This is a genomic window from Pseudomonas sp. LM13 (genome assembly GCF_041381355.1).
GTDB lineage: Bacteria > Pseudomonadota > Gammaproteobacteria > Pseudomonadales > Pseudomonadaceae > Stutzerimonas > Stutzerimonas frequens.
The window spans coordinates 1-13241 of the sequence record NZ_JACBXH010000064.1 but is presented as its reverse complement, the minus strand read 5'-3'; the positions used below and the strand labels follow the sequence as shown (position 1 = coordinate 13241).

At 53.3% G+C, this 13241-nt stretch carries 10 protein-coding genes; 6 read left to right on the top strand and 4 right to left on the bottom strand.

Annotation, left to right across the window (positions count from 1 at the left end; genetic code table 11):
- From HZR81_RS22400 to HZR81_RS22385, 4 genes are all read left to right on the top strand, one after another.
- Positions 1 to 503, top strand: a 503-nt coding sequence (locus HZR81_RS22400; RefSeq protein WP_500129297.1) for a site-specific integrase, incomplete at its 5' end; no start/stop codon positions are given.
- Positions 500 to 2152, top strand: coding sequence for a hypothetical protein (locus HZR81_RS22395; RefSeq protein WP_126189397.1), 1653 nt, complete (start codon positions 500 to 502; stop codon positions 2150 to 2152). The genes HZR81_RS22400 and HZR81_RS22395, both read left to right, overlap by 4 nt.
- The gene (locus HZR81_RS22390; protein WP_041106970.1) at positions 2115 to 4442 is read left to right on the top strand and encodes a hypothetical protein; all 2328 of its coding nucleotides are present in this window, start codon (positions 2115 to 2117) and stop codon (positions 4440 to 4442) included. The genes HZR81_RS22395 and HZR81_RS22390 overlap by 38 nt, the downstream gene beginning before the upstream one ends.
- A gap of 1 nt (position 4443) precedes the next feature.
- The gene (locus HZR81_RS22385) at positions 4444 to 4854 is read left to right on the top strand and encodes a hypothetical protein (protein WP_052649197.1); all 411 of its coding nucleotides are present in this window, start codon (positions 4444 to 4446) and stop codon (positions 4852 to 4854) included.
- 103 nt (positions 4855 to 4957) lie between these two features.
- Here the strand turns inward: HZR81_RS22385 and HZR81_RS22380 are convergent, their stop codons facing one another.
- From HZR81_RS22380 to HZR81_RS22365, 4 genes are all read right to left on the bottom strand, one after another.
- On the bottom strand, positions 4958 to 6166 hold the full coding sequence (locus tag HZR81_RS22380) for a GIY-YIG nuclease family protein (RefSeq protein ID WP_023082699.1): 1209 nt from the start codon (positions 6164 to 6166) through the stop codon (positions 4958 to 4960).
- Positions 6159 to 8162: a DEAD/DEAH box helicase gene (locus HZR81_RS22375; protein ID WP_500129296.1), complete on the bottom strand. Its 2004-nt coding sequence runs from the start codon at positions 8160 to 8162 to the stop codon at positions 6159 to 6161. The genes HZR81_RS22380 and HZR81_RS22375 overlap by 8 nt, the downstream gene beginning before the upstream one ends.
- A gap of 209 nt (positions 8163 to 8371) precedes the next feature.
- A complete protein-coding gene (locus HZR81_RS22370) occupies positions 8372 to 11173 on the bottom strand; it encodes a class I SAM-dependent DNA methyltransferase (protein WP_126189396.1) in 2802 nt (933 codons plus the stop codon).
- Positions 11174 to 11523: 350 nt separating this feature from the next.
- Complete coding sequence (locus tag HZR81_RS22365) at positions 11524 to 11745, bottom strand: helix-turn-helix domain-containing protein (RefSeq protein ID WP_041106964.1); 222 nt, start codon at positions 11743 to 11745, stop codon at positions 11524 to 11526.
- A gap of 104 nt (positions 11746 to 11849) precedes the next feature.
- On the opposite strand from HZR81_RS22365, the gene HZR81_RS22360 reads away from it, so the two are divergent.
- Together HZR81_RS22360 and HZR81_RS22355 are read left to right on the top strand one after the other, a co-directional pair.
- Positions 11850 to 12437, top strand: coding sequence for a VspR family transcription factor (locus tag HZR81_RS22360; protein ID WP_041106962.1), 588 nt, complete (start codon positions 11850 to 11852; stop codon positions 12435 to 12437).
- A partial coding sequence (locus HZR81_RS22355; protein WP_500129295.1) for a DEAD/DEAH box helicase occupies positions 12434 to 13241 on the top strand: 808 nt, incomplete at its 3' end. The genes HZR81_RS22360 and HZR81_RS22355, both read left to right, overlap by 4 nt.

The window sequence follows — 13241 nt, the reverse complement described above, 5'->3', positions numbered from 1 at the left end:
CTAACGATCAGCTAGCTATTTATCGATCTGCAAATGATCCAACAGATCTGCGCTCTGAAAAACCCAATCAAAAGACAAAAGCACACTTCGCCTCGGTTGATCCAGGTTTTTTGGAGAAGGTTAAGTTCTATATTGACAACGTTCGTATTGTCTTTCCTCGTGCGCAATTCCATGACTTCGTGTTTGTCAGCGAAAATGACTCTAAAGGCACTGCGGGTCAGCCTCTTTCTTTAAAGGCAATAAATGCAATATTTCAAAAGCTCTCTAGGTCGCTGGGCTTTCATGTCCATCCTCATTTGTTGCGCCACAAATGGAATGAAATTTTTGATAAGAAAGGGGAGTCGCTTGGGGTCAATCCGGCTTTGCTTGAGGATGCTAGAAAATATGCCATGGGCTGGTCGCAAAATACGACTCAGAACAGACGATATAATGAAAAGCGAATTGCGCTGAAGACGAGAGAGATATCAATGGCGCATCAAAAAAGAGTGGATCCGCAAAAATGACTCGCGAGAAGAGGCGGGAAGTTTTTAAGTCTCTGACTAATGAAGGCTCATGGATTACGGCCAAATCTGGCCTGATGGTAAATACCTCGGAGGATGTATGGATATTACTGCCGAATAATGGAAAAGGAAAACGGTTGTGCGTTGACTGGGTTCATTCGTCTAACATGCCAGATGATGATAAAAACTTAATTCTGAGTGTATTTGTGGACTACGTACGAACCAAGGCTGCGAGTACGGCGTCAGGTATCGTTTGCAATGTAAAGCCATTTATGTTGAATGGCATTCCGTCCTTAGCCAGAGTTAAATCTATATGGAGTGGGCTGCAGACAAACAATAAGAAGGGGCTCAATCAGTTCTTTGGGACGCTCTCTAGGCAAGGTAATACACGGTATGAAGAATATCACAAGTATACGCGGACACATTTGGACAAGGGTAAAGACAATACTCTTGATCCTTCCATTGGGGCACTAAGCGATATTGAGTTTGACTCGTTAGCCAGGCAGATCAATGAAAATATACAAGAGTTCGACTGGGGCGCCAGTCGGGATCTTTTGTTTTTTCAGTCGCCGAGGCTATATGCGCGGCTCAGAAATATAGTCACTAACAAGTTGTTGCTCTCCATCGTAAGGCGGCCAATTCAAATTGCGCTATTGAAATGGTCTGATTTGATCCCCTCGGGTGCGAGTTTTCGCGACGCGGGAATTCTTCCTGTGGACGAAATCGGCACGGTAGGGGGGCAAACATTGCAGCTTAGAGTGTTCATAGTTAAGTCTAAGGGCGCACAATTCTCAAGGGAGCGGCCCGAGCGCTATCCAATACATCTTTCCGAATATATCTCAGGGGTTCTTATAGACTATAAACGGGTGGTATTGGAAGGGCTCAGACTAGTGATGGACTCAGCAGAGATTCAAGTGGATCAATCTGAACTCTTGAGCCTCATGAATGATATGCCTATGTTTCCAGCGGTTGATTTTTTTAAAGTGCGATTTGACTCTTTAGATTTGTTCAAAAGCATGTTTACGCCAAAGTCTACTGCCTACCACATATCGGAGACTGCAGTTGCACACGCCATGAGATGGGTTCCGGTTGCCTCTGATCGAACTGTCGAATGTATGGCTACTTCCAATAGAATTCGTCACACCGTATTAACTCGCGGTGCTCAAAATGGTCTGCCCGCCGTTCAATTGGCCAAGATGACAGGTGTCACCGTGCCGGCTGCAAGGCATTACATAGATTTGGATTATGTATCTAGGAGAGAGATTGACACAAAGTATATCGGAAATGAGTTTCTAAAGAAGGCTTTTAGCCATACCTTAACTGTCGTTCCGGAAGGCGATGAGGTCATTGTCGACAATAAGTTCAACCCTGTTGGTGGGGCACTCAACAAGCATTCCTGCGCGACCTGTTCAACTGTTTTAGGGAGACCATTGGGGTGTTATGGGTGCCCAAACTTTCGTCCGATGCTAGAAGCTGATCACAGGTCGGTATTGGCTGATGCAGAGGGCAAGCTTGCTGCAAACCGCAACTCCCTAGTTAGTCCTATTTACGCCCGAAGTATTGAAAAACTGGAGAGACAGATTGTTTGGGTGAAGCAGACAATAATGGTTTGCGATGAAGAACTCGCAAGGCAGCGCACAATCAATGCTTAACAAATACCTTGGCCGATTGGAGCGGCTCATCAACGAATATCGCGAAGCCGAGCTAGCGCAATTTGAAGGACATGGCGGCAAGAAGGCGGAGTTTGATGATTTGGTCTGGTATCACGTGGACCCCAATACTGGCCGCCGAACCAGATTCTTGTGTGGTGTACATGGGCGTAAGGGCAAAAGCAACGCCGGCAACCATCCCATATACGCCCTTCCTTACCCCTATGACCACCTGATAAAAGTGTGGATCATAGAAACAACGAACACACCACTTTCCGTCAACGAGAAAAAAATTCGGACGTCGGTAGCTAGGAAATTGTTGTCACTCATGGATGGTGATCTCTATGAGCAATCAGAGTGCACAATCACCAGTCTTAATTTGGGGGCGCGTTCAGCTGACCGCTTGCGGCCGTTTCTCGCGTTCTGCGCTGAAAAGGGGGTGATGCGAAAGGTCAACCTGAAGGGCAGCGACAGCAGAGACAGGACGGGACATGCCACGTTTGACAATACGCTGGAGAAACTTCCAGATATCCAAGCAGTGCTTGCGCTAGCCGACATCTTCTCTACTGTATTTGAGTATGTGGATGAACATGGCTCGCTGCGCCCTGGTAAAGAGATAAAAATCCATGATGCCTTAGTAGTGACTTTTGGAACGCTGTCGCTGGCGTCGCCTAATCGAACTTCTGCGGAAATACCTGTTCTTCCTAAACAAAGACTGCATTGTTACTCTGAAAGCAATGGAGAGCCAGTTTATTACCTCGACTGGATTGGAAGTAAAGGCTACGGGAACAACAAGAACCACATACTTGCGGTGCTCGCTGATCCGATAAAGAAAGCCATGAACTTCTTTTACAAAGCATGCGAGCCAGCGAGAATTCTATGTCGATTCTACGAGAACCCGGACCAAAGCTTGAAAGCGTTGCTTGGTGGGTTCGAGATAGCGCCAGAACTAAAGAGGAATTTAAATTTAGCGCAGCGGCCCAATCTTTTCACATTGGGTTATGCATTAGGGTTCTATGGGGCTAATGATTGCGTTCCGATCCTTAAGGAAGGAGTTGATCTGACTTCCACCTATAAAAGTCAAAGAGGCCATTTTTTCGAAAAAAAACCGATTTATTCATTGCGGCCTAAAGATCAGTTGTCCGTGTCGCAAACAAGAAGTGCAGCTTTAGCAGGATTACCCCACTTGTTCGGGTACGCCAATATGCCAAAAGTTTTTTCCGATAAGTCTGTCGTTTCGGTTGAAGAAGTGCAGGAGTGGTGGATTGCTTTCTATAGGACATCAATTTTGCCGGAATTTCCACTCTCATTTTCAAGCGGAGAATCAAGTATCAAGCTTAAGGATGCCATGTTCTGCTTCTTGGGGAGTTGGCTTTATGGTGCGCCCGAGAGTGTCGGAAGTGGTGGGAAAGTTTTTCAAAAGACAAACTATGCGGTGGTGCCATTAGCGTCGCTAGGCGCCTCGGTTCTTACTCGACTGGTCGGCCAGGGGCGCTACACGACATCGATTTTTCAGGATTACGGATTTTCGTCAGAATTAATTCTGCGACCGCATAGTCTGCGGCACTTATCTAACACCCTTGCTGATTTAAGTAGCATTCCAGTTGAAATTATCACTGCTTGGTCTGGCAGAAAGAATCCCGAGCAAACCCATACTTATATTCATACGACTCACGACGAGAAAGCCAGTCGTGTGAGTGCGATATTGAATCCGCCAGATATCGACAGGCGGGATATTCGAGTCGTTTCCCAAAATCAACTTACACAAACCACCAACCTGCCGGCATCTGTCACCTCCACCGGTCTTTGTACTCAAAATCTTAATGTAACGCCTTGCAATTATTTGAACGATTTCGTCTCGCAGTGCTTCATGTGTCCGGAGACTTGTCACATAGCAGGCGATGTGAAGACAATCGAGTTTTTTGAGAAAGATTTATCGTTTCAAACTTTGAGATTAGAATCGGTAGCGTGTGATCCACGCTTACCAAACTCCCAGGCGATGAGGCAGTGGTATCTAATTCACTCGCGAAATACCCATATTCTATCCATGCTGAATGATTTGATGAAAAGTAAGCCTGTCGGAACGATGATTCGTTACTCAAATAAAAATTCTGAGTTCAGTTTGACCGATCTAAATACCAAGATCATTACAAAGGTCGCGTGTGCCCTACCGGATTTTGAGGCTCGCCTGAAGGGTATTATTGAAGATAAGACTGCCAGAACAGCATCTGATGCTAATCCCGAGTTGCGCTCTCTTTTATCCTCTTTCGGTCTGTCTGAAGGGGAGGTGTGATGTGGTAGTACCAAAAATATCAGCTCAGCAACAGCGTAAAATTGAGATTATGTTAGCTAAGTGGGTAGGTAAGCTGACTTGGGACGCGCTGGTCGCTAAGGTAGAGCTTGAGCTTGGCATAAAAACAACTAGACAAACCCTATGCACTTATGTCGGTATCAATACATATTATAAGAATAAAAAAGCTCAACTTCGTGGCGCAACTCCTTCCCTGCTCACAAAGATAACTGCTTCTGAAGTAAAGCTTGTGGAGCAAATAGAGCACTTGAAGGCTGAGGTTGCGGTTCTCAAAAGAAATAATGCAGAGCAACTGCGTATGATTGAGAGGATGCTTTTGAACGCCAATGCCATTCCCAACCTTGATCTCTATGCCTTGATCAAGAAAAGACCTGAAGAGATACAAAATGGCTAATCATTCGTACACCTCCTCGACTATGCCGTATTGGGCACACGCTTGGTGTGCAATCCAAGGGGGCATCCAGGAGAGAAGACTTGCTTTCTCCCGGATATGACCATCACGCTTTAATTGCCCCTTCGCTGACTAGGCGAGCTGTTTGCGGGTCATACGCAAAACCGGTAATCGACCCATCTCGAATGCGCTCAACCGCCTCATCAATCACATGCAGCGGCACCAGAAACCACTCCCTAGGTTTGACCGGATGGCCGAAGCGGTCTTCGATGGTCAAGTCCAGCTGCGCCGCGCCGAACAGGCGGTGGAAGATGTTTTCCAGCCGGGTGCGGTTCAGGTTGTGCAGCTTGTAAGTAGCGACCACCTCCACATCAGCCAGCAGGTAGGTGGCGTCTTTGTCTGCGCCTGCGATGCGGGTTTCCACTCGGCCTCCGGTTACGCCGATCTTGTGGATCAGCTCGCGGTGCTCGGCCACGAAGGGGTGGTTAGACTGGCTGCGCAGCACATAGATAGTGCCGCTTTCTATGTCGTCCGGCTCGGCGATGTCGCTGAACAGTGGGCCTGAGTCGACCTTGATCAGCCGAGATCCGGCACGCCCCTCACTGTCCTTGTAAAGCGCCCGCTGTAGGGATCGTAGCAACAGATCACTTTCCGTCTCATTGGAGTAGATGACGCGCAAACGCCCGTTCGTCTCCGCATTCGGCGTTTTGTAGGTGTCCCCGACTTCGGCGACGTAGGCAATGAGCCCGCTCAGAATGAAGAAGTCTCCAGCCTCAATGCTGGCGTTCTTGCCAAAAGGCTTGGTCACCCAGCGCTTTTGCTTGAGGCCTACTTCCACTTCATCAAACAGCGGCTTGAAATTCTCGAAGTCTTTACAGGGGTTCCGAGCGGCCATCTCTTCAGCCGCTTTTATTGCCGCACTGGAACGCACATGCCTCAGTACCGTTATGTCGTCCTGCTCGACGGACTCACTACCGATGCCCAGCTCGGCGAGCAAGGCGTCCTCATCCAGGTCATCCACATTAGTCGTGGTGACCGCAGTACCTGACAGTAGGCCGTGAGTATCCAGACCGGCCAGTAGGGTTTGTGCCTCTGGCAGTTTGCGCAGTTGATCCAGGCGCACGGCATACAAGCGCTCAAAAATGTCGCGGTCTTCGCCATGCAGCGGAGCGCGGCCGTGGGTCTGATAGAAGCGCTGAATGTCCTCGAAACCAGCGATGATGCGCTCTTCGCGAGGAGTTCGAGTGGCTGTCTTGAGCGTGGGGACTTCTACCCCCAGCGCCTCCAGCAGGTCGTCATCGTTCATATCAGCCATTGGCGGATTCCCCCTGCGCCGCTTTGGCTTGGGCGCGGTAGCGTGCCAATGCTGCTACGCCTTCAGCCAAGCGTTTTTCCCAGGCATCGGCAGAGTTGATGTCGGGCAGGCGGCCGCGCTCGTTCTTGAACTGCAGGGCACGCTTGGCCAGCTCTCGCGCCTCATCTTCGGGGATGCTCACCTTCTTGGCGGCAATGCTGGCCTGAACCTGGCGCAGAGACTTTTCATCCATTGCCTTCGCCAGTACCGCATAGGCGGCATCGAAGGGGTTGATGCGGTCGATCAGGTCAATGTCCAGCTCGCGCACGTTAACGAATTTGCGCACGCCATCAAGCAGTGCTGTGCTGCCCTGCACGTTGTCGCTACCGTTTGCATCTGCCTGCGCCAGAGCCAACTTGGCCTGCTGGGTAATGTTCATGGCGGCGATGGCGTGCTGGCGGATGGCTTCCTGGTCGACGTCGCTCAAATCGGGGTACCGCTCGCGCACGATCTTGCCCATGCGCAGTTGAGTCAGCTCTTCCGGCAGGGTGTTCTCCTTATCGAACAGGCCGCGCTCCAGCACGGTTTTGTCCTGCAGGAAGCTGGTCACTACTTCGTTCAAGTCTTCTTTGCAGATGCGCGTGGCTTCTGTGCTTTGCGGCGTGGTCAGGCCGTTAATCTCGACATGGAACTGGCCCGTGGTTTCATTCACACCCAGGTTGGTGCCGCCCGGTTGATACCCCTCCGGGCCATAATTGAAGCCTTCTTTCGGCCCGGTATCTTTCGGGGTGAACTCATAGCGCGGGGCGAGCACCTGTTCCATCAGCAGGCTGGCAGAAATGGCCTTGAGCATATCGTTTACCGCTTCGGCTACAGCTGCTTGATCAGCCATTGGCTCTGCGATCAGGTTGGTGAAGCGTGAGCGCTCTTTACCTTCTGCATCGCGGGTGGCACGGCCAATGATCTGCACGATTTCGGTCAGGCTCGAACGGTAGCCGATGGTCAGCGCATGCTCGCACCAGATCCAGTCAAAGCCCTCCTTCGCCATGCCCAGAGCGATGATCACATCGACGTTGTCGCGGTTGTTTTTCTGCGCCGGGTCTTTCAATGCGCCGAGCACTTTGGAGCGTTTGCCTGGGTCGCTGTCATCCACCAGGTCGGCCACTTTCAGCGTGCGGCCGTCCTTGGCTTTGATCAGGTGAAAGCCGGTGGTCGGGTCTACACCCTGCCAATCGCCGAGCGCGCTCATGATCTCGTTGACCTCGCGCTCTTTGTCCTTGAGGCTCTCGCGGGCATTTACGTTTGGAATGTGGACGATGGTTTTCAGTGCCGGGTCCAGCACCTTGGCGACCGCATCCACGTACCGGCCGGTGTAGAAGAAGTAGCCAATATCCAGCGACTTGAGCCAGCGGTAGCCGTTGAGCTGCTCGTAGTAGGTGTAGGTGACTGTCTCAAATTTGTTCTCTTCCGACGGGGCCAGCACGGCCTCGCTGTCACCACGGAAGTAGGAGCCGGTCATGGCAACCAGATGCACCTTGTCGCGGTTGATAAACGCGCTCAGTTGGCTGCCCAGTTTGTTGTCCGGATTGGCGGAAACGTGGTGGAACTCGTCGATGGCAATCAGGCGGTTGTCGAAAGCGTCGATGCCTAACTCTTCCACGGCAAAGCGGAAGGTGGCATGGGTGCAGACCAGCACCTTGTCGCTGCTGGTCAGGAAGGCGCGCACTGCATCTACCTTGGACTTGGCCACACGCGGTTCATCGATGCCTGGTGCATTGCACAGGTTCCACTGGGGGGCTACTTGCCAGTCCCAGTAGAAGCCATGTTGGCTCAGCGATTCATCGGCAAAGCTGCCGCCAATGGAGCGCTCCGGCACTACGACGATAGCCTGTTGCAGTCCCTGGTTATGGAGCTTGTCCAGGGCGATAAACATCAGGGCGCGGGACTTACCTGATGCCGGTGGCGATTTAATCAGCAAATACTGTTCGCCGCGCTTGGTATAGGCGCGTTCCTGCATGGTACGCATGCCCAGCTCATTTGCCTTGCTGGATGCCCCAGTGTGCGCGGTAGCAATGGATACCGACGGCACCGTGTATCTGTTGGTCGGGTTGGTAGTGTTAGTCACTGTGATTCTTCCTCCATGAGAGTACCGTCGCCTGGGCATTGTGGATGCGGCCTTTGAGATCAGCTAACCACTCGCCGTAGCCTTCGGGGGGCGTGGTCAGGTTAGCAAGGGTATCGCTCATGCCTTTTCCCTCGTGGCTTTTTCGGCGCGGCCTTCGATGTATCTGCTGTCATCTTGGTGTAGAGGTCAAACAGCTTTTCCAGTCGTTCGGTATCGTTTCTAAAACGCCGACCGATGTAGATACGCTCCAGCACTTCATCGTTGCGCTCGTGGGCGCGGCGCAGGTTGGCCGGCATGGCGTCCGGGGCGTACAGATCGGCGATGGTGGCGGGGAAGTGGGCTTCGCGGGCCAGGAGAATGTCCTCGGCGCAGCGCGTCAGGTCCGCCTTGTTCTGCTCGGTGAGTAGCGGCACTGGGAAGGTGTTCCAGCCAAGAGTGTTCGAGTAGCGAAAGTCAGTTTTCATTTTTCCGCAGACAGTGCCGATCCAGACTAAGTGCAAGCGGGAAGCAATCAGGGCCATGTTCCAGAGCGGAGCATCGTAGAGGGCGAAGGCGAGATTGGAAACGATAGTCCCGGCAGGCGCATAACCGCAGGGCAGATACGCGCGAGTTTCGGAGGAGACGCTAGGGACAATGAGCGTTGAATGCTTGCCGAAGTACATTCTTTGGAATTGGTGTGGTCTTTCAGCGATGTCCCTTGCTGTCTTCCCACCGTTGAGTCGCATATTGCGCACATCACGAAGACGTTGAGCAATAGGATGGATCGTTTGTGCTTCAGCCAAGTGCTGATCTTCGATCCACAGACAGTAACGCTCCAGGCCGCGAATGAACTCAGCGGAGCCATAAATCCGGCGAATAAATTGGCCTTGCTGAGCAGGTGTGAGTTGCAGGGCGTCGCGTTCGTCCCGCGAGAGCAGCAAATGACCGCCATCTATTGGAGTATTTCCAAAAGTCATCTCACTCTGCGTACCCAGGGGCTGGCTAGTCTTATCCACAATGACACTATCACCTACCGCCAGATATGCATTGATATGCGCACATTGGCGTTCGATGGTCTGTCCCGAGTCGTCCAGAGAGAACAAGCGCCTCGGATTGCGTGGCTGCGTTGTGATGCCAATGATGACTACAGTCACACCTGCATTGTGGCTGGCAAGATTGGCCCAACGAAAGGATGTGTGGGCAAATTCGATTTGGCGGCCACTGGCAAATATCTCCGGCCACAGGATTGGAACTTGCAGACCCTGGCAAATGGAGTTGGTGGACACGAAAGCCGCAGCAGAGCGGGTTTTGGTGCCGTAATCAGCGGCCTTAATGAACCAGCCGGCAACATAATCGAGCGACTTCCAGTTCTGGATTCGCCTATCGAAAAGAGTCTGCAAGTCAGCCTTTTGTTCGTCCTTCTGATCCCGTGAGCCAAGATACGGCGGATTCCCGCAGATATACGTTTCCCCACCTTCGTTCTCGAAATCAATTTCTGTCTGATTGAGAGGCGTGCCAAATAAGTCATCGGCGAGCACTCTCACGCCTGTTCCCGTTGGCGGGCAGATGCTCAGCCAGTCCAGCCGCAGCGCATTGCCGCAAACGATCCAGTTCTGCGCATCCAGAGGCAGAAACTCCGCCAGCGCATCCTGCTGGCCGCGATACAGCACATCGCACTGAAATTCGGCAATGATTAGCGCCAGACGGGCAATCTCTGCCGGAAAGTCGCGCAGTTCGATGCCGCGAAAATTGGTCAGAGGGATTTCCGATTTATTGTTGGCCTCGCCTCGGCGGCGATTGATCTCGGCTTCAATCTCGCGCATCTGCTTGTAGGCGATAACCAGGAAGTTGCCGGACCCGCAGGCAGGGTCAAACACACGGATGCGCGCCATGCGCTTGCGCAGGTTCAGCAGCTTGGCTTTGTTGTCGCCCGCAGCGTCTAGTTGAGCACGCAGGTCATCCAGGAAGAGCGGGTTCAACACTTTCAGAATGTTGGGCACGCTGGTGTAGTGCATGCCGAGTGCGCCACGCTCTTCATCATCGGCTACGGCCTGGATCATGCTGCCGAAGATGTCTGGGTTGATTTTTTGCCAGTTGAGGTTGCCAGCGTGCAGCAGGTAGGTGCGCGCCATGCGCGTGAAGCGTGGCACTTCGGTACTGCCGGAGAACAAACCGCCATTCACATAAGGGAAGGTGTTGGCCCAACTGGGTAGGCGCGGCTGAGCGGTGGCGCGCTCGGCCAGCTTGATGTTCATGGCGCGGAAGATTTCCGACAGCACTTGGTGGGTGTTGGAGCCGTCGCGTTCGCTGAACTGCTCAACCGTCTTGGTAAACAGACCATCGCCAGTGAAGATGTCGGTGTCTTCGGCAAAGAAGCAGAAAATCAGCCGCGCCATAAAGTGGTTCATGTCATGGCGGCGTTCGGCTTTGGCCCAGTCTGGGTTTTCATTCAGCAGCTCGACGTACAGCTTGTTCAAGCGGCTCGTGGCGCGCACGTCGATGGGGTTGTCCTTGATCTCCTTGATGGTGGAGATGCCGGCCAGCGGCAGCAGGAAGCCGAAATGGTTGGGAAGGTCTGGATAGCCGCAGGTGATGGTTTCACCCGTGATCAGCTCCTCGGCCTCCAGCGTTTGTCCGTCGGTAGCGAGGATGAATTTGGCCTTGGCTTTTGCGGTGGCCGGGCTGGCACGCAATGCCTTGAGCGTATCGCCCACGCTGCCGGGCTCGCAGGTGGCGATATGAATGTTGTTGCGCAGTAGTACGCCGCGAGGTACGTCCGAGGCGTTGTTGTTGCCGGCGCGCAGCCGCTTGAGAGCGGTTTCCTTATTGCCGAATGCGGCCAGGAAGGTGAACGGAAACTCCACCGCGTCAAAGGGCTCAAAGGCCAGGTCCGAAATGGCGGACTCAATTTCTACTGCATTCATGGTTTACCACTATCCAGCATCGCTGATGCGCGAATGCGGCGATTTTAGCCGCTAAATTTTTGGGTAATGGCTACCTCCCGGCCGGCACATGCTGCTCTGTCAGCCTGGCGTCAGCATCGGCAACTCAGCTCTGCTCAGAAGCGTTGACGCATGCCTAATGCCATCGGCAGCGACATCTGAGCGCCCTGAGCCAGTGACCGGGAAATCAACCACTACACGATGCCGGGGGATGATAAAGGAAGGCGCTTCTGTAATGCGAAAAAGCCGCAGACCAGGTTTTGATCTGAGAGCGAAATTTGGCCTGGATCTGGTCAGGCCTTCTTGAACACCGCTCTCGATCAGATGCGGAGCTACAGCTCTGACAACTGAGGCAGAAGGCAGGATGGATCGCAAGCGAGCTCGCTTGCAATGCGATAGAGCTTCTCGACGGTGATGTTTACTTCGCCACGCTCGATTCGCCCCATATAGCTACGGTCCATACTGCAGGCCAGCGCTAGAGCATCCTGAGAAATCCGACAGGCCTTTCTCTGCGTCCGGATGCGTTCCCCTAACGCCTTCGCCAACTTATCCATGACCGTCTCAATTCCACTTGAGGCGGCACTATCGTGTGTTTGCGGACGTAGGAGCCACGGATTATAATCCGCATTTCCTCTGCGTTAACTCTTCTGGTGCCTCAATGAAATCGGCCTCGTTTACCTTCGACAGGCGTCTGTATGAGCTGCTTCAGGAGGAAGGGCGTTCAAGGTTCACGACGCGTGAACTGCGTGATGCCTATGCCAAGCGCCTGGATGGCATGACTTTCCGTATCGGTGATGTGCGCCGCTATGTGTATGAGCAGATCCGCCGAATGCTGCGCATGGGTTGGGTTGTGCTCGATGAAGAGCGCCGTTCGCGGGGACAGGTCTACCACCTGCTGCCGATTCCGGCACATCTGCAATTGGAGCTGATCGACAACGGGTTCGAGAACAGCCATAAGACTGCTTGTGAGCCAGAGCAGGAGCCGTCAGCGTTCGATAATTCGGCGGTGCCGCAACCATCAGTCGATGCGGATCAGCACCTGGAGGCGCTCCTCAAGGAAATCAGGCTGGACTTCCTCGCATCGATGGGCGAGGCGGAGCGATACAAGCTGCTCCTCGATGATATGCCGCATCTCCGGGATAAGGTCGAAGGCGAGTACCTGGAAGCTAGAGACCGAAGCTCGCGCCTGCTGGGCCATCTTCGCGCCATCGAGAAGACACTCAAGACGCTTGCCTCCGCACGATGACCACACTGCTGCGAAACTGGCAACGCCGCTGCATCGACGCGGCACTGGAGCACTTTACTGCCACGCCGCACTTCTTCTGCCAGGCAACGCCGGGTGCCGGTAAGACGCGTATGGCGGCAGAGCTGGCCAGCAGGCTGCTTGAGCAGGACCGGATCGATCTGGTGCTCTGCTTCGCACCATCCTGCCAAGTTGTCGAGGGCTTTCGCTCGTCCTTTGCTGCGGTGCTCGGCAGACGCTTGGACGGCCAACTCGGCGCAGTTGGGGCGGCGTTCACCTATCAAGCCATGGAATACCGAGATGAGACGTTCTGGCGACTCCTCGATGACTACCGTGTGTTCGTGGTTTTCGACGAAATCCACCACTGCGCCGGCCACGATGTACTTCTGAGTAACGCCTGGGGCCAACAGATTCTTCAGCGGATACAGGACAGGGCAGCCTTCACCTTGGCCCTCTCCGGCACCCCATGGCGTTCGGACGACCGGGCCATTGCCCTGGCCCGCTACTCGACGCCCGAGGGGTACCTGATCTGCGACTACCGCTACGGATTGAAAGAGGCCATTGCTGATGGTGTGTGCCGTTCCCCTCGCATTGTCCTGCTCGACAACCAGAAGGTGATACTTACCGAGGAGCTGGACACGGAGAGCACTGTCAGGATGTTTCCCAGCATTGCCAAACTATTGGGGGAGTCCCCTGTCACCTACGAAGAGCTGTTGCGCCATGACGAGGTGATTGACCAGTTACTCGGTCTCGGGTGCAGCAAGCTGGATGAGCTTCGCCTGATCAAGCCTGATGCGGCAGGCTTAG

What these genes read in the sequence shown, in the direction of transcription:
- HZR81_RS22395 (WP_126189397.1), top strand. Translation starts at nt 500, where the DNA reads ATGACTCGCGAGAAGAGGCGGGAAGTTTTTAAGTCTCTGACTAATGAA.
- HZR81_RS22390 (WP_041106970.1), top strand. Translation starts at nt 2,115, where the DNA reads ATGAAGAACTCGCAAGGCAGCGCACAATCAATGCTTAACAAATACCTT.
- HZR81_RS22380 (WP_023082699.1), bottom strand. Translation starts at nt 6,166, where the DNA reads ATGGCTGATATGAACGATGACGACCTGCTGGAGGCGCTGGGGGTAGAA.
- HZR81_RS22375 (WP_500129296.1), bottom strand. Translation starts at nt 8,162, where the DNA reads ATGCAGGAACGCGCCTATACCAAGCGCGGCGAACAGTATTTGCTGATT.
- HZR81_RS22370 (WP_126189396.1), bottom strand. Translation starts at nt 11,173, where the DNA reads ATGAATGCAGTAGAAATTGAGTCCGCCATTTCGGACCTGGCCTTTGAG.
- HZR81_RS22365 (WP_041106964.1), bottom strand. Translation starts at nt 11,745, where the DNA reads ATGGATAAGTTGGCGAAGGCGTTAGGGGAACGCATCCGGACGCAGAGA.
- HZR81_RS22360 (WP_041106962.1), top strand. Translation starts at nt 11,850, where the DNA reads ATGAAATCGGCCTCGTTTACCTTCGACAGGCGTCTGTATGAGCTGCTT.